This window comes from Zobellia alginiliquefaciens, from assembly GCF_029323795.1.
GTDB classification, from domain to species: Bacteria; Bacteroidota; Bacteroidia; order Flavobacteriales; family Flavobacteriaceae; genus Zobellia; species Zobellia alginiliquefaciens.
In genome coordinates, this window is sequence record NZ_CP119758.1 from 1,283,071 (window position 1) to 1,299,736 (window position 16,666).

General features: G+C 37.6%; 16 protein-coding genes. 5 read left to right on the forward strand and 11 right to left on the reverse strand.

Features of this window, described 5'->3' with window-relative positions; all coding sequences use genetic code 11:
• Positions 1 to 44: 44 nt before the first annotated feature.
• From hemW to P0077_RS05455, 6 genes are all read right to left on the reverse strand, one after another.
• Positions 45 to 1,178: a radical SAM family heme chaperone HemW gene (hemW, locus tag P0077_RS05430; RefSeq protein ID WP_276168120.1), complete on the reverse strand. Its 1,134-nt coding sequence runs from the start codon at positions 1,176 to 1,178 to the stop codon at positions 45 to 47.
• 258 nt (positions 1,179 to 1,436) lie between these two features.
• Positions 1,437 to 1,991: a crossover junction endodeoxyribonuclease RuvC gene (gene ruvC / locus P0077_RS05435; RefSeq protein ID WP_276168121.1), complete on the reverse strand. Its 555-nt coding sequence runs from the start codon at positions 1,989 to 1,991 to the stop codon at positions 1,437 to 1,439.
• 10 nt (positions 1,992 to 2,001) lie between these two features.
• On the reverse strand, positions 2,002 to 2,472 hold the full coding sequence (locus tag P0077_RS05440) for a hypothetical protein (protein ID WP_276168122.1): 471 nt from the start codon (positions 2,470 to 2,472) through the stop codon (positions 2,002 to 2,004).
• Positions 2,473 to 2,600: 128 nt separating this feature from the next.
• Positions 2,601 to 3,740 carry a tetratricopeptide repeat protein gene (locus tag P0077_RS05445; protein WP_276168123.1) on the reverse strand — a complete coding sequence of 380 codons (1,140 nt, stop codon included), beginning with the start codon at positions 3,738 to 3,740 and terminating at the stop codon, positions 2,601 to 2,603.
• A 3-nt stretch (positions 3,741 to 3,743) separates the two neighbouring features.
• The gene (locus P0077_RS05450) at positions 3,744 to 5,588 is read right to left on the reverse strand and encodes a M56 family metallopeptidase (protein WP_276168124.1); all 1,845 of its coding nucleotides are present in this window, start codon (positions 5,586 to 5,588) and stop codon (positions 3,744 to 3,746) included.
• Positions 5,588 to 5,947: a BlaI/MecI/CopY family transcriptional regulator gene (locus P0077_RS05455; protein WP_215940430.1), complete on the reverse strand. Its 360-nt coding sequence runs from the start codon at positions 5,945 to 5,947 to the stop codon at positions 5,588 to 5,590. Before P0077_RS05455 ends, P0077_RS05450 begins: the two co-directional genes overlap by 1 nt.
• A gap of 177 nt (positions 5,948 to 6,124) precedes the next feature.
• Between P0077_RS05455 and P0077_RS05460 the strand changes: the two genes are divergently transcribed.
• Positions 6,125 to 6,640, forward strand: a complete 516-nt coding sequence (locus P0077_RS05460; protein ID WP_276168125.1) for a DUF456 domain-containing protein — start codon at positions 6,125 to 6,127, stop codon at positions 6,638 to 6,640.
• Between the two features lie 13 nt (positions 6,641 to 6,653).
• Entirely contained in the window at positions 6,654 to 7,973 is a 1,320-nt protein-coding gene (locus tag P0077_RS05465) for a serine hydrolase domain-containing protein (protein ID WP_276168126.1), read from the forward strand.
• Positions 7,974 to 7,988: 15 nt separating this feature from the next.
• Here the strand turns inward: P0077_RS05465 and P0077_RS05470 are convergent, their stop codons facing one another.
• Both P0077_RS05470 and P0077_RS05475 read right to left on the reverse strand, forming a co-directional pair.
• Positions 7,989 to 8,543 (reverse strand): nitroreductase family protein, encoded by a 555-nt coding sequence (locus tag P0077_RS05470; protein ID WP_276168127.1) that lies wholly within the window; start codon positions 8,541 to 8,543, stop codon positions 7,989 to 7,991.
• An 87-nt stretch (positions 8,544 to 8,630) separates the two neighbouring features.
• The gene (locus P0077_RS05475; protein ID WP_276168128.1) at positions 8,631 to 9,788 is read right to left on the reverse strand and encodes a homogentisate 1,2-dioxygenase; all 1,158 of its coding nucleotides are present in this window, start codon (positions 9,786 to 9,788) and stop codon (positions 8,631 to 8,633) included.
• Positions 9,789 to 10,027: 239 nt separating this feature from the next.
• Between P0077_RS05475 and P0077_RS05480 the strand changes: the two genes are divergently transcribed.
• Complete coding sequence (locus P0077_RS05480; RefSeq protein WP_276168129.1) at positions 10,028 to 10,153, forward strand: hypothetical protein; 126 nt, start codon at positions 10,028 to 10,030, stop codon at positions 10,151 to 10,153.
• 202 nt (positions 10,154 to 10,355) lie between these two features.
• On the opposite strand, the gene P0077_RS05485 is transcribed toward P0077_RS05480, so the two are convergent.
• The 3 genes from P0077_RS05485 to P0077_RS05495 form a co-directional block, all read right to left on the reverse strand.
• The gene (locus P0077_RS05485) at positions 10,356 to 11,657 is read right to left on the reverse strand and encodes an NAD(P)/FAD-dependent oxidoreductase (protein WP_276168130.1); all 1,302 of its coding nucleotides are present in this window, start codon (positions 11,655 to 11,657) and stop codon (positions 10,356 to 10,358) included.
• A 128-nt stretch (positions 11,658 to 11,785) separates the two neighbouring features.
• Positions 11,786 to 12,688, reverse strand: coding sequence for a universal stress protein (locus P0077_RS05490; RefSeq protein WP_276168131.1), 903 nt, complete (start codon positions 12,686 to 12,688; stop codon positions 11,786 to 11,788).
• 89 nt (positions 12,689 to 12,777) lie between these two features.
• Complete coding sequence (locus P0077_RS05495; RefSeq protein ID WP_276168132.1) at positions 12,778 to 13,467, reverse strand: Crp/Fnr family transcriptional regulator; 690 nt, start codon at positions 13,465 to 13,467, stop codon at positions 12,778 to 12,780.
• A 124-nt stretch (positions 13,468 to 13,591) separates the two neighbouring features.
• Between P0077_RS05495 and P0077_RS05500 the strand changes: the two genes are divergently transcribed.
• Both P0077_RS05500 and P0077_RS05505 read left to right on the forward strand, forming a co-directional pair.
• A complete protein-coding gene (locus P0077_RS05500; protein WP_276168133.1) occupies positions 13,592 to 15,988 on the forward strand; it encodes a heavy metal translocating P-type ATPase in 2,397 nt (798 codons plus the stop codon).
• A gap of 108 nt (positions 15,989 to 16,096) precedes the next feature.
• Positions 16,097 to 16,531, forward strand: a complete 435-nt coding sequence (locus tag P0077_RS05505) for a doxx family protein (RefSeq protein WP_276168134.1) — start codon at positions 16,097 to 16,099, stop codon at positions 16,529 to 16,531.
• Positions 16,532 to 16,666: the final 135 nt, after the last annotated feature.

The window sequence follows — 16,666 nt, forward strand, 5'->3', positions numbered from 1 at the left end:
ACCTTAATGGTGCAACTTTTCTACACCTATTTTTACTTCTGTTTCTACGCCAAATTTACCATAAAAAGGTCGGATGCGAGTCCGTCGGCTAAAAAACGTCCTTTTTTGGTGGTCAATAGGGTCTCGCCTTCAATGCGGAGCAACTCGTCTTTTACATGATTTTCAGCCTGCATTAGAGCATATTCCCTGTATTTCTTACCGAAATCCGATTCTATTCTCGAAAGCGACACGCCCCAAATGGTCCGTAGACCGGTCATCACATACTCATTATAAGAATCGGTAACGGAAAGAATTTCGGTTTCCATAGGAAGTTCTCCACTTTCGATCGCCTTTAGATATTTAGGGTTATTGTTGATGTTCCAACCTCTGCGAATGCCATCATACGAATGTGCGGAAGGCCCAATGCCAATGTATTTTTTCTGTAGCCAATAGGCCGTATTATTCCGCGAAAAAAAGCCCGGTTTTCCAAAATTGGATATCTCGTAACTTTCAAAACCTGCAGCCTCCAAAGTTTCGGACAAAATATGAAAATGTGCTTGCGCCACCTCATCATCTACATTTTTTACGATACCTTTTTTAATAAAACTAGCGAGGGCCGTGTGCGGCTCTACGGTAAGCGCATAACTAGAAATATGAGGAATCCCAAAGGACAATGCCTTCTCAATGTTTTCCCTCCACCGTTCATTGGTCATATCTGGCACACCGTAAATTAAATCGATAGAAATATTATTAAAATACGCTGCGGCCTCCTGAATACAGATCTCTGCCTCTTGGGCATTGTGGGCGCGGTTCATCAATTTTAAATCCTCCTCAAAAAAAGATTGAATACCTATGCTCAACCGATTGATGGGACTCTCAGAAAGCGTTTTTATTTTTTCCTTGGATACATCATCCGGATTGGCTTCCAAGGTAATTTCAGGATTATCCGTAATCTTATAATGGTCATATACAGAATCAATAATCGACTGAATTTCTATGGTTTCCAGCACACTAGGCGTGCCACCTCCAAAGTAAATGGTCTCTACCACCTCATCCTTGAATTCCGCTTTTCGCATCACTAATTCTTTCCGCAAAGCCGCAACCATCGCTTCTTTCTTCCCCATGGATGTCGAGAAATGAAAGTCGCAATAATGACAAGCTTGTTTACAAAAAGGAATGTGAATGTAGATGCCGCTCATTATTTAGAGTAGTTAGTAGTTAGTAGCTAGTAGTTAGTAGTTAGTAGTTAGTAGTTAGTAGTTAGTAGTTAGTAGTTAGTAGTTAGTAGTTAGTAGAAGTTAAAAAACGCCCATAATAAAAATGCTTTACCTGAGATTTTTCTCATTTATTATCCTTTATCTCCACTTCTAACTTCTCCATGTTTATAGATTTTGTCGTTGAAATCTCAATACCCCGTACTCATTACTCAGTACTAACTACTAACCACTAATCCCTCCTTACTTCTTCACCCTTTTAGCGTTCTGTTTTACAAAAGCATCCCAACCTGTATAGCTCTTACCGACCTCTATCCTGCCTTCGTTATAAAAATGACAAACCGCGGCTGCTAGTCCGTCTGTGCTATCTAAATTTTTCGGCAAAGTTTTTAGGCCAAGAACACTTTGCAACATCTTTGCTACCTGCTCTTTACTGGCATTACCATTACCGGTTATGGCCATCTTTATTTTCTTTGGCAAGTATTCCGTAATGGGGATTTCTCGTGAGAGTCCGGCAGCCATGGCTACACCTTGTGCACGCCCCAGTTTTAGCATGGACTGTACGTTCTTCCCAAAAAAAGGTGCTTCAATGGCAATTTCGTCTGGGTGATAGGTATCGATAAGCTCTATGGTACGCTCAAAAATGAGTTTTAATTTTGTGTAGTGGTCATCGTATTTTTTGAGCATCAATTCGTTCATCTGTATGAACTCCATTTTCTTGCCTACCACTTTTATTAGACCGAAGCCCATTATGGTAGTTCCGGGGTCAATACCGAGTATGATTTTTTCTGTAGCCAAATGTTGTATTTTATTGGAGTACTATGGGAATTCTAAATTTTGCCCTTACTGGAATACCTCGTTTTAAAGCGGGCTCAATCTTAGGCAAACCGTTTAGGCTATTTTTAATGTGCTTGTCAAAATTGGGAAGCTGAGTTTCCGTTACACTTCCCTTATCGATATTTAAAAGAGAAATAGCTCCAGATGCCTCCATTATAAAGTCGACAAAAATAGTATCTTTTATTGCGCCCTGAACCACAAAATCCGATTCTTCCAATGTTTTTGAAAAGTGCTTCATAAGGGAAGTCATAAAGCATTGTTTTTGCTCTTGTTTGGAAGCCGTTTCGTCACAATCGGTAAAAAGTGGATACTGGTCCACATCTTCCCAATCGATACTCAATATCTCTTTATTGACCAATTCTTGAGTTTTCTTTTCCCTTGAAGCCGACGAATTGCATGCGGTCAGCAAGAACAGAAAACATAAGATTGTGAGGTTTCGCATTGCCCTAAATTCTAGGCGGAAATTACGATTTTTTGTGGAGGTTTGTGCAATGAATCGCTATTCACGAAAGGAAAATACCCCAAAAAAGCAGTTTTCAATAAGAAAATGTAATCTAAAAACGGGAGTGGTTATTTTACATCATAATGGATTTTCTCCTTTAATTCTGAAATCCGTTTGTTTACCATCTTTGACATGTAGTTGTTTTTATTACCAAACCGCTCATCAAATTTTTCATAATACGTTAATTTAATTTTAGGGTCTTTATAATACTGATCAGCTACTGTACAGACATTATGATAGACCAGAGCGTCATTCGGATTTTCTTGATGTGCCAGTTTATAGTATTTCAAAGCCTTTTTTATATCGCCTTTGTTTCTTGCGATTCCCGCCAAGGATACATACTCATTCAGCAAAAATGGTTTTTGGACTGCAATAGACTCTTGAATATAGTATTGCGCACTATCTATCTGTTTATCTTTCCAAAATACATGCCCTAAATTAAAATAAGCCTCCGAATTTTCATCATTCAATTCCAAAACCTTTTTATAGTTGATTTTTGCCTTTTCAAACTCCCAATCCTTGAAATAGCAATAGGCCAGTTTCTCATAGATATACTCTTTGTGCTCACCCAATTCTAAAAGCCTTTCAAAATAAGGAGATGCCTTAACATACTCATCATTATTATAATAGGTCAGTGCTTTTAAGTTTATCAGAGCCACATCATTTTCATAAAATCGGAGCCCACGGTCAATGAATGTTAAAGCGGAATCTTTTTCTCGTTGCCCTACATAATACTTACCCAATTGAAACAAACTTCTTAAATGGGTACTATCTGTTGCTGTGGCATTTTTATAAGATACTATACTTTTCTCAACATTCTTTTGTTCACGAAAGGTCTCTCCTAAATAATAATGATACTCAGGGTTGTCATTTGCAACTTTGGTCAACTCTAAAAAAAGACTTTCTGCATTATTAAAATCGTTGGTCTTCAGAAAGAGTTTCCCCAATTCAAATTTTGCTATTTGTAACGTCGTTTTTTTAGAAAGCACATTTTGGTATTGCGCTATGGCTTTTTCAAAATTACCAATAGCGTTATAGGCCCTTGCAATCTGAAGACCAGAAGATTTAGAACCCTCTTCCGCATAGTAGTTTATAGCCTTAATATAATTACCTGTGGCGTATAGACTATCGGCTATCTTAGAATTTGATATTTGACCTTCTGCCGTAACACAGAATACAAGTAAAAAAACAGAAACTAAGGTTTTCAAATCTTATTGGAGTTTAAAGCTAATGGGCATAGAAAACAAAACATCAACATTTTCGTTCTTGTGCTTCCCTGGCGCCATTTGTGGTAATAATTCAAAAATACGCAGGGCCTCGCCTTCTAATAATGGATTTGGCCCTCTAGTTTTTATATTCTTCACAAGACCTTCTTCACTAATTGTTAGCAAAACAGAAACTTTACCTTGCACTCCTTTTTTCTGTGCTTCTTTGGGATAAGAGAAATGACTACCTACATGCTCCATCATTTTAGTCTTAAAGCATTCTCGTTTATTATCCTCATTTTCGCAACCCGGAAAAACCGGAACCAAATCAACCTTTGCAAATGGTATTTCTTTAACAACTATATCTAACCCCTTTTTACTATCACTTAATCCTAATTTCGGAAAAGTATTAATTCCGACAATAGGTTCTACTTCTCTTATTAAAAATCTACGTGAGTTATCGCTAAGAATTAGATTTCTATATTTACTATTACCTGCAAATACCTTTTCCATGCTCCTGTTTAAATATCTAATTTCTTCACCTGACAAATCGCTAACATTATTAACATGCAACTCATAAGAATTATCTACATTTGAATTATCTTCAATTTGTACGACATCAAAGCCTTTCTCCACTTTATCCGATTGAATTGAGAATTTCAAATTTTCATCCAATATTTGAAAAGCTTCTTTCCTTTTTAAATAGCTCTCATACCTCTTTGTTGAAGGCACTGGAATTCTATTTTTATAATTGACGTCTTCAGAAAACGCTTCATCCATTCTCATTTTAAAAAGAATAGCATCTTCAAAATAATCTTCCTTAGATAATAAAGGGCCTTCTGAATCAGCAATAGAAGACCGATTTGGATGACTCAAATAAACATCTTTCAGTGAACCTTTAACTTTAAGTTCCTCTTTAATTTTTGCCTTGGCGTTTTCAATTAATACTTCATCTTCCCCAGATTGAAACTCTATTCCTAATTGGCTATTAACACCATATTGTGCTTCTGAAGAAGTATACATAAGTATTCCAAAAACAACGGGCACCAATGCCAAATATTTTAATTTGAAAACCGATTTTGATTGTGACTTTTGTAACATGACGATTCGTTTTTTGATTAATGATGATTTAAAAAAGTGATTGATGAATGATATATTATGTGTTTGGAAAACTTGTGACAACAACAATTGGTATTGTTCGTTTTTGTTGTTCTTTGCCACTTTTGCATCGGCGATGAACTCGTGCAATTCTGAAATTCTATTTTGGTATACATAGACCAGCGGATTAAACCAACCTATAATACGCATCAACTCAAAAAAGAGGAGGTCCCAAGAATGACCTTGTTTAATATGAACCAACTCATGGGCTATGATATTCGTATAGTCCGCTTTAGAAACTTTATCCCCAATAAAGATTGATTTAAAGAAGGAGAAAGCCATATTACTATTAGGAATCAATATTTGCGTAAACTCCTTAAAGCTAATTTTGTCCCCTTTTGCCTTTAGCACGTAGAGTTGACGCAATTTATAGCCTAATAACACAGTGGAAACCAGCGCTCCCAACCCGAACAGAATTGCCTGCCAAGAAATATCAAATCCTGAAGTTTCTTGAGGGCTAATAGCAACCGCATTATCAACACCCCAAAGGGCTTCCCCATATTCAATGTAGGGCTGATTTACAGTGGTTTTAAAAGCTTCAATCTTTACAAAAGGGAGCAAAAGCGATAGCAAAAACGTGCTTAAAAGATAAAAACGGTTCCATTGAAAGAAGGTTTCTCGTTTTAAGAAAAAATCATAGATAACAAGAAAAACCAGTTGAAAAGCGATGCATTCTAAAACGTATTGTACCATTATTCATCCTTTTTAATATCCTTTAAAATAGACTCCAATTCCGTTAGGCTCATATCGTTCTTTTTCATAAAGAAGGAAACCATACTTTTAAATGACCCTTGAAAATAGCCATCCACTAGTTTATTAATACTCTGATTGCTATAATCCGATTTCTTTACAATAGGAAAATAGAGATACCCCTTACCCTCTTTCTCATGATCAACAAAACCTTTGCTTTCTAAAATTCTAACAATAGTAGACACGGTATTATATGCCGGTTTTGGTTCTGGTAACTGCTCTATAATAGTGGCAACATTGCATTTTTCCAATTGCCATAATTGCTGCATTACCTCTTCTTCCGCTTTCGTCAACTGCTTCATTTAACTAAGTGTTTAGTTTAACCTTAAAACAAATATAACTAAAATTTTAGTTTAAACTATTTTTTTAGTTAAAAAATAGTTCACTGATAATCAGGCACCATATTCCTAATATCAACTTAACCCAAATAAAAAGTGTAACAAAATGTATTTATCTTCGTCCAATAGAAAACAGATAAAATGGACATAGCCTTACTGATTTTTGGTTTCATTTTAATGCTCGTTGGGGTTTTGGGAAGCTTTTTGCCTGTACTCCCTGGTCCGCCTATTAGCTGGGTGGGTTTGCTTTTATTACACCTCACGGAAGCCATACCCCAAGACTGGGTGTTTTTAGGTATAACCGCGACTTTGGCCCTACTGGTTTTTGGATTGGATTATGTGATACCGGCTATAGGAACCAAAAAATTTGGGGGAACAAAATATGGGGTTATCGGCACCACATTAGGACTTTTAGTGGCACTATTCTTTCCTGTTTTAGGCCCTTTTGGCATCATAGTTTGGCCTTTTGTGGGAGCGTTAGTAGGTGAGCTATTGAATAAAGCCGATGGAAAAACCGCCACAAAAGCAGCATTTGGTTCCTTTTTAGGCTTTCTGACCGGTACTTTTATGAAGTTTTTGATTGCTATAATCTTTCTTGGCCTGTTCATTTCCACGGCATGGGATTATCGTTTTGAACTGTTTCCCTTTCTGAATTAAAAAATCTATAGACATGAAAAGAATAGTATGCACATCAGTCCTCTTTCTTCTGATGAGTCTTTCTGTGTTTTCTCAGGAATTCGACACCACAAAAATAGACAGCCTTTTTACATCCCTTGATAATCATGACTATTTTATGGGCAGTGTTGCCCTCTCTCATAAGGGAAACCCTATTTATAACAAAGCGATAGGTTACACCGATGTTGAAAATGAACAAAAGACAAATATTAGGACTAAGTTTAGAGTAGGTTCTATTACCAAAATGTTTACCGCTGTACTTACGTTTATGGCTATTGAAGATGGCAAAATAGAATTAGAACAAACCATCGACACATTTTTCCCGTCCCTCAAAAATGCCCGAAAAATTACTATTGGCAATTTACTCAACCACCGAAGCGGTATTGCCAACGTAACAAGTAGACCCGATTATCTTTTATGGAATACACAACCGAAAACAAGGGAACAACTTCTAGAATTGATAGAACAAAGTGGTAGTGTTTTTGAACCCAATAGCAAAGCGCAATACAGTAACTCCAACTATCTATTGTTGACTTTTCTATTGGAAGATGTCTTCAAAGAAAATTATACCGATTTAATCAAAAATAGAATTAGCAATCCGTTGGATTTGACGAACACCTATGTTGGCGCTAGCATTGTACCAGCCAACAATGAAGCGTTTTCATACAATTACGATTCCCATTGGAACAAAGCGTTTGAAACCAACATGTCCATTCCTTTAGGAGCCGGAGCTATCGTGAGTACACCAACCGACCTCAATACCTTTACGACTGCTCTCTATGAAGGTCGGTTAATTTCCAAAAACAGCTTAAAGCAAATGACCACATTCACCGAAGGCTATGGTATGGGCTCGTTTGAGATGCCTTATTTTGACAAAAAGGGATTTGGACATAATGGTGGCATTGATGGCTTTACGTCTCAACTGGCGTGTTTTCCCAAGGACGATATATCAGTTGCAATTACATCAAACGGTAGCCGTTATGGCAACAATGATATTCTTATTGCGGTTTTGGCCGCGTACTACGGCAAATCTTTCCGTCTACCTAATTTCAATACGGTCACAGTCACACCAAAAGACCTGGAACAATACCTTGGCACATATGCTAGTAAGCAGAAAAAACTTAAGGTTACGATTACTCAAAACGACGGCACCCTTATGGCACAAGCCACTGGTCAATCTTCATTTCCATTGGAAGCTGTAGAGAAACACGCTTTTGAATTTTACCGAGCAGGCATTCGTCTTGAGTTTGAACCTGAAAACAAAACCATGTTTCTCAAACAAGGCGGAAACACTTTCACCTATAAAATAGAATAAGAACTAGCACATTGGCTAGTCCATCCAAACTACTTTATCCGCAATGGGAGTCCGCTGTCCGTCTGGAATTGTCTCATCCGTATAGCCCATATAGAAGAATCCTAAACAAGCTTCTCCATTACTCATTTCAAAGAAATCTGCCATGTGTTTTATAAGTCCCGGAGAGCTCCAATAGCAACCTATACCCATATCCGTACAACAGAGCCACATGTTCTGAACGGCCATTGCCGTAGCAGCTACTTCTTCCCATTCAGGAACGCTTTGCGATGGGTCTCTTTGCATACAAATAGCAATGATAGCCCCTGCACGCTTTGGATTATCAATCAGTTTTTTAGCTTTGAACTCTTTTGGATTCGGGTCATTTTCCAAATATTTTAAAGAAAGGAAAAGCCCTAATTTCTCTTGAGATTCGCCTTGTAGTACGCGAAATCGCCAAGGTTCCGTTTTCTTATGCGTTGGGGCCCAATTGGCCGCTTCCAAAATTTTTTCAATATCGGCCTTTGCTATGGGCTTATCATTGTACTGTGCCGGAAAGACAGAACGTCTATTTTTAATTAAATCTAATATCACTTATCTCTTTTTTCTATTTCAAAAGTATCCAAAAAGCGAAAGCTAAGCATGGACTTTAGCAAAAAGATAACAGACCCGTTATAGGTGCTACTCCAACCAACTTTTATAATACTTACCATCATCTATATCCATGGCCTGTTGGGTTAGTTTTAATGGCTTGAACGTATCTATCATAACCGCAAGCTCTTCGGTCTTACTTTTGCCAATACTGGCTTCATAGGTTCCTGGGTGTGGCCCATGTGGAATACCTGCCGGATGTAAGGAAATATAACCTTCATCTATACCTTTTCGACTCATAAAATCACCATCCACATAATATAGAACCTCATCAGAATCTATATTGGAATGATTGTAAGGCGCGGGAATTGACTGCGGGTGATAATCATACAACCTGGGGCAGAACGAGCACACTACAAAAGCGCTGGTCTCAAATGTCTGGTGTACTGGTGGCGGTTGGTGTACGCGTCCGGTAATAGGTTCAAAATTATGTATGGAAAACCCGTACGGAAAATTATAACCGTCCCATCCCACAACATCAAAAGGATGCGTAGCATAAATCATATGGTGCAATTGTCCTTGCTTCTTCACTTTAATTAAAAACTCACCTTTTTCATCAAACGTACGTAAATTTTGAGGCAGCTTAAAATCGCGCTCACAAAAAGGGGAATGCTCCAAATGTTGACCAAACCAATTGCGGTAGCGTTTCGGGGTATAAATAGGATGATAGCTTTCGGTTATCAATAAACGATTGTCCTCGGTATCAAATTCTATTTGATAGATCATCCCTCTGGGAATCACCAAATAATCTCCATACTCAAAAGGAATTTCACCTAAAAAAGTCTTTAAAGTACCTGAACCCTTATGAACGAACAAAAGCTCATCTGCATCTGTATTCTTATAAAAATATTCAGTAAGCGATTTTTTGGGAGCAGCAAGCCCCACATGCACGTCACTATTAAAAAGTACCGTTTTCCTACTCTGTAAATAGTCATCTTCCGGAGCCACCTGAAAACCTTTGAGCAATCTAGATTTTATATTATACTCCACCGCAGCCCTAGGGGATACATCCAACACTTTACCCACTTCTTTTACTTGCGTTGGCCTGTGCAAATGATAAAGCAAAGATGACATGCCGTCAAATCCTATGGTTCCAAAAAGTTGTTCGTAATGTAAACTCCCATCCTCCTTTTTGAAAATCGTATGTCGCTTTTGCGGGAAATTTCCCAACTTATGATATAGTGGCATTGAATTTTTCTTCTAAATCTACTTTAAAATTACAGATTTTTTATCGATATCTCATATTTGACCCTTTTTAAAAATGAATGAAATCATCTGAACCGAACAAAATTCTTAAAATGGAAAAAACGTTTTAATAACGTAATTCGCCGATGAAGATAAATCTATTTGCCGTAAGTTTGGAATGTAGTTAATATTATGAAAATGAGTGGCCTAAAACTACAGAAACCTAACTAAAACCCTATACCATGACGAAGAACAACTATCAGGTAAAAGCGGAAAAAGCTAAAAAAGCTTGGATGTCAATCCAGAAGAAGGTAACCTCAAAACACAGCCAACAAAGTTTACTTGAACGTCAACTTCAAAAAATCTAATCTATAATTTATTCCTAGGAGAGATTGGTTCTGAGACACCTGCTCAAAACTCCTTGAATACCTATTGCCCTAAGACATTTGAGCTTATTGGAGCAAGCGGCAATAAAAAAAAGCCTTCCAACATGGAAAGCCTTTCATTGGCCCAAACCTATCCAGGTTCTGGGTCACAACACAACACCGCAAAGATACTAAAGCATTTGAATTAATCCGTATTCTTGCCAGTAATCTCTGCCTTTGGCTTAAACGGTCTCATAATAAGCCTAGCGGCTTTGTCATAATTGATGTAGTTATAGGCCCAATTGAAAAATACTACTACCTTGTTCCTAAAGCCAACGAGTGCCATTAGATGTACGAACATCCAAATGAACCATGCAAAAAAGCCTCCAAACCTTAATTTTTTGATATCGGCCACCGCTTTATTCCTTCCTATGGTAGCCATGGTTCCTTTATCAACGTATTTAAAAGGTTTCATATCTTTTCCCTCTACCAGTTTTTCAAGGTTATCGGCCAATAATTCCCCTTGTTGAATTGCAGGTTGTGCCACCTGTGGATGCCCTAGGGGAAAATCCTCAGTTTCCATATAAGCAATATCTCCAATGGCAAAAATGTTCTCAAAACCTTCTACTTGGTTGTATCGATTTACCTTATACCTGTTCAAACGCTCCACTAGAATATGGTTATCAAAACCTTCTATGGAAGCTCCGGTAACACCGGCTGTCCAAATAAAATTTTTACTCCTTATTTTGGTTCCGTCTTTTAATGTCACGGTCTCACCATCATAATCGCTAGCCAATGTTTTAAGATGGATGCGCACCCCCAAATTCTCAAGAAACTCCGCCGCTTTTTTTGAGGCGTTTTCACTCATTGGCGATAATACACGTGCTCCTCCTTCAAACAGATTAATTTCCATTTCATCTATATTCAGATGTTTGTAGTCTTTAGGAAAAACGTTGTTCTTCAGCTCAGCGAAAGCACCTGCCAGTTCCACTCCCGTAGGTCCTGCTCCGATTATACAGAAATTAAGCAATGCTTTGCGCTCTATAGGGTCTTGACAATCATCGGCCTTTTCAAAATTTTGAAGCATTAGGCTACGAATATTCAATGCCTGCGGTACCGTCTTCATTGGCATGGCATGCCGCGCAATATTCGGATTACCAAAAAAATTAGTTTTCGTACCGGTAGCCATGACCAAATAATCATAATGCAAGTTTCCGGTATTGGTAAAAATAAATTGTTGTTCCGGATCTATTCTTTCCACCGCAGCCATCCTAAAGTATAAATTTTCGAGGTGCTTCAATACCTTCCGGATAGGATATGCTATGGAATCTGGCTCTAGACCACTTGTAGAAACTTGATATAGTAAAGGTTGAAAAGTATGGTAATTATGCCTATCCAGTAAAACAATTTGCAAATCTATTTCACTGAGTTTTTTAGCTAGTGATATTCCAGCGAAGCCGCCACCAATTATCACTAATCTTTTCTGTCCTGTATTTGGGAGATTCATGGCTTAATTTTTTTACAAAATTAAGAAGAACCAACACAGTATCTTTTTTATCTTTAGAAATATAACATATAATTATGCCGCAATAAAAAATCTTGGGTCATATCTGTTTATTTAAGGTTGCGACTAGTTTATTCAGCCATAAAAGCACTGTGTTCCTTTTTATTTTTTGAAGATCCGGCCATACCTAATTCCGGTATCACCAATAAAGGAATCTGTGTATGAAAAGCTACACGCTTCACAACAAGCTCCCGGGTTAAATTTTCCATATAGCTATGTTGGTAATGTAACATGGCCAATAAATGAATATCTAGTTCATTACTAAAAACCTCCAATGTTTTAGAAATTGAATTTAATTCAGAAACCGTATGCACATAATGCTCTACTTCTTTTAGATATTTCCTCAACATACCCAAATTAAACTTTTGCAATTCTGTTAATGCTGTAATGGTATGCTGTACGTGAACTATTCTAATAACTGCATTAAATGTAAGGGCCATATCTAGCAACGGCTTTAACTCTGATTCTGTATAAAACCGATTAAAATCCGTAGCGAAAGCAATTTCATCCGGGGTCTCAAATTTAAAATTCTGAGGAACGGCCAGCACCGGACATCTCTTTACAGCTTTTATAATACGAACGGCATTGCTTCCCATAAAAACCTCTTCCAGTCCTGATGCTCCTTTAGTTCCTGCAATAACTAAGTCTATTCCATAGTCATCAACAACCTCCCTAACCTCATCTACGAGCAAGGCAAAAGAAGATATGGCGGTAAATGTATGTTTTGGGTTTTTGCGCTCTACATGAATTCGTGAAATGAAATTGGCAAGACCTTCTTCCGATTGGTTTCTTGCGGCGTCTTCTATCATTCCGGAAGCCACATTTGCTGCCATAAACCTACTATGTGCAATGTGAGGCGTGTATGTGTTTAATACGAAAAAAGTACAGGTTTCGTCCTTAAAAAGTTCTAGTGCATAACGGGCGGCGTTCCACGCATTTTCTGAAAAATCGGTAGGCAATAATATATTCTTCATCTACTTTTTTATTGAAATCTTCAAGGGTAAAAGTAGAACCAAACCTATGGGCAAACTATGATATATATCAGTTTTTGGAAAGAGGGCTTCTAAAAGCCTTCAACAAGGTCTAACAGTTTTCGTTCGTCCGCAACACCAATTCTCTTTCCGGAAGTTTTGATCAATCCTTTTTTCTTGAATTCGGAAATGATGCGTATACACGACTCAGTTGCCGTTCCTACTACGTTAGAGTAATCCTCTCTTGATAAGGTCAGCGTTAAAAAACCCTCATTATCTTCGCCGTAATTCTTTTTAAGGTATAAAAAGGCTTCGGCCATACGTTGTTTTACCGTTTTTTGGGACATATTTACGATAACATCGTCTGCCTCCTTTAAGTCATGTGCCATATGCCTTAAAACTTCAACTGTAAAATTAGGATTGGATTCCAGTGTGTTTGAAATCACCTCTTTGGGAATAAAACAAACCTCCATATCACTAACAGCTATGGCGCTTAGATTTGTAGATTCTTCAGCAATAACCGCACGTTGACCCATAACTTCTCCTTTACTTGCCAATTTTACAATCTGGTCTTTACCATTTGCGCTTAGCTTAGATAATTTAGAGACACCATCCCGAACACAAAAAACACCGTCCAGCTTTTCTCCTTCTTGGAAAAGAGCCTCACCTTTTTTAAGTGATTTAGAGATTTTAGAATCAGATACTTTTTTCAATTCTTCCTTGCTCATGGCCCGTAACGAGTTGAATTGCCGTATTATACAATTTTCACATCTACTATTCATAACTCTATATTTATACCTGACACTACAAAGGTACCGCTCATAAACTACACAAAACCTGACAATTGTCATGTTTTTAAATACACACAACTTGCACCTTTGTACAAGGTATTAGCAAATGTAAAAAATGAACTCTAACAATTGTTTTCATTGCGGTGATGACTGCGGCACTAAAACCATAGTTTTAGACGACAAAAATTTCTGTTGTAATGGTTGTAAAACCGTTTATGAGATTTTTATGGGCAATGACCTAGACTATTATTACGATTTACAATCAGCTGCTGGTGCGACACCAAAAACAGTTGATGGAAGATACGATTTTTTAGATTCAACACCAATTGCCGAACGCCTTATTGAGTTCAATGATGGCGACTTACAAATTATAAACCTCTCCATACCACATATTCATTGTAGCTCTTGTATTTGGATACTTGAAAACCTAAACAAACTGAATCCGTCCATAAAAAACGGTCAGGTTGACTTCCCTAAAAAGACAGTTAGAATAACCTATAATAGCTCCGGTATTTCTTTAAAAGAAGTAGTTATTCTTTTGGCAAGAATAGGCTATGAACCCACTATTTCATTAGATGACTTTGATAACAAAAAGAAAAGTGTAGATCGTAGCTTGATCTATAAACTTGGAGTGGCCGGTTTTGCATTTGGTAACGTCATGTTTCTATCTTTCCCGGACTATTTTGATTTGTCATCAAGTGATACTTCCGGTGGAGAATTTTGGCTTAACAGGTACGAACCGGTCTTTCACTGGCTCATGTTTGTTTTTTCCTTACCGGTTCTTCTTTATGCGGGTAGAGATTATTTTATTTCGGCTTACAAAGGGCTGCGCAGCAAACTATTAAATATTGATGTGCCCATCGCTCTGGGAATCATAGTTCTTTTTGGGCGTAGTACCCTTGAAATTACTTTCGGTTGGGGAAGTGGATTTTTTGACTCCTTAACAGGTTTGGTATTCTTCCTGCTCCTAGGAAAGTTCTTCCAGCAAAAAACCTATTCTTTTCTTTCATTTGAACGTGATTATAAATCGTATTTCCCAATTGCCATAACCCGTATATCAAAAAGTGGCAAAGAAGAAACCACACAGGTTCATGACATCAAAAAGGGCGACCGATTATTGATTAGAAATGAAGAACTGATTCCGGTTGATGGTATTCTGATAAGCGGACAAGCACGTATTGATTATAGTTTTGTAACCGGTGAATCCGAACCTGTAAAAAAAGAATCTGGTGACAAAGTATTTGCAGGAGGAAAACAACTACAGGGCGCAATTGAAATGGAAGCTTTAAAATCGGTTTCGCAAAGTTACCTTACCCAATTATGGGGAAACAGCGTTTTCCAAGAAGACAAAGGCAGTAAATTTCAAACCTTGACCGATAGTATTGGTCGGAGGTTTACCATTGCGGTACTTTCCATTGCTTTTTTATCGGCAGCATTTTGGTTGTATTATGACCCTAGCAAAGCTATGAATGTGTTTACTGCCGTTTTAATAATTGCGTGTCCGTGTGCCATTGCATTGGCATCACCTTTTACGCTAGGCAATATGCTCCGAATATTTGGGCGAAAGAAATTTTACCTAAAAGACACCCGAACTATAGAGCAATTGGCGCAAATTAATACCGCCATTTTTGATAAAACAGGAACCATTACAACTGCTAAAAAAAGTACAGCCACTTACGAAGGCATGCCTCTGACCAAAGCTGAAGCTTCTCTCTTAAAAAACACCCTACGCGGCTCCAACCATCCACTGAGCAGAACATTATATAATCTCTTGGCAGAACAAAATATTATCACCTTAGATGAATATGAAGAACATATTGGCAAAGGTGTTGAAGGAACCAAAGACAATCACCACATAAAAGTGGGGTCTGCATCTTTTGTTGGCAGGCAACAAACCACTGATGCCATGAACACGTCGGTCCATATTAGCAGTAATGCATCTTACAAAGGCAAATACGTCTTTCATAATGAGTATCGCCAGGGAGTCTCCGAAGTCTTTTTAGAATTGACCAAAGATTTTGACGTGGCTGTCTTATCGGGAGACAATGAAGGCGAAAAGCAACGTTTAGAAAAATTATTGCCGCCATTAACCCCTTTATATTTTAATCAAAAGCCACAAAACAAACTTGAATTTATAAAGGGCTTGCAAGAAAAGGGCAAGAAAGTACTAATGGTAGGTGATGGACTTAACGATGCCGGTGCGTTAGCGCAAGCAGAAGTAGGCTTAGCCATATCAGAAAATATAAATGTATTTTCCCCTGCTAGCGATGGTATCATGGATGCGTCAAAATTCCAGCAATTAACACGCTATATAGACGCATCAAAAAAAGCAATGCAAGTCATAAAACTGTGTTTTATCTTATCATTGACTTACAACCTTATTGGTCTTTATTTTGCAACCACCGGGCAACTTGAACCGGTAATAGCAGCTATTTTAATGCCATTAAGCTCTATAAGTGTAGTAGCATTCGCTACTATTTCAACTAATTTTATTGGCAAGAAACTACAATAAATTTTAGGATAAGGACTATTCTTACAAGTGTTAAAAAAGTCGTACTAAACGCTAGAAAAAGTTAGGTTTGCAAGTACAACAACCAACTCAACCAGACTACAACCCTTCATGCCAGCTTTAAAAACAGCCCGCCTTTTTACTCATTTTAGGAAAATTTCCTTTCTTCAATTTTCAATAGGTATTGTTTATCTATGGTTCGGAAGTTTAAAGTTCTTAAGTGATGTTAGTCCGGCAGAAGAAATGGCCAAAGACACCATTCGTGTTTTATCTTTGGGGCTTATTCCAAGAGAAACGGCTATCATTCTCTTAGCTGTTTTAGAAGTAGGAATCGGGATTTTTCTTCTTTTTGATATGTACAGAAAACAAACCGTAATCGTAACTCTTGCCCACATGGTTTGCACCTTTACCTCCTTATTGCTTTTAAGCGAAATTTCTTTTACTAGCAGTCCGTTCGCCCCTACTCTGCTGGGCCAGTACGTTATCAAAAACTTGATTATAATTGCTGCGTTGATCTCAATTTATCAGAATACAAAAAAAGTATAAACTGTTCTTTTTTTAAACAAACACCATTTCTCACATATTTGATTATCAAATAACTACATTCTAAAATCCTAGAATTTTTAGCTATTCTCCAAAACCTGATATAAGTCATATTTAATAGCATAACCGCACCGTAGT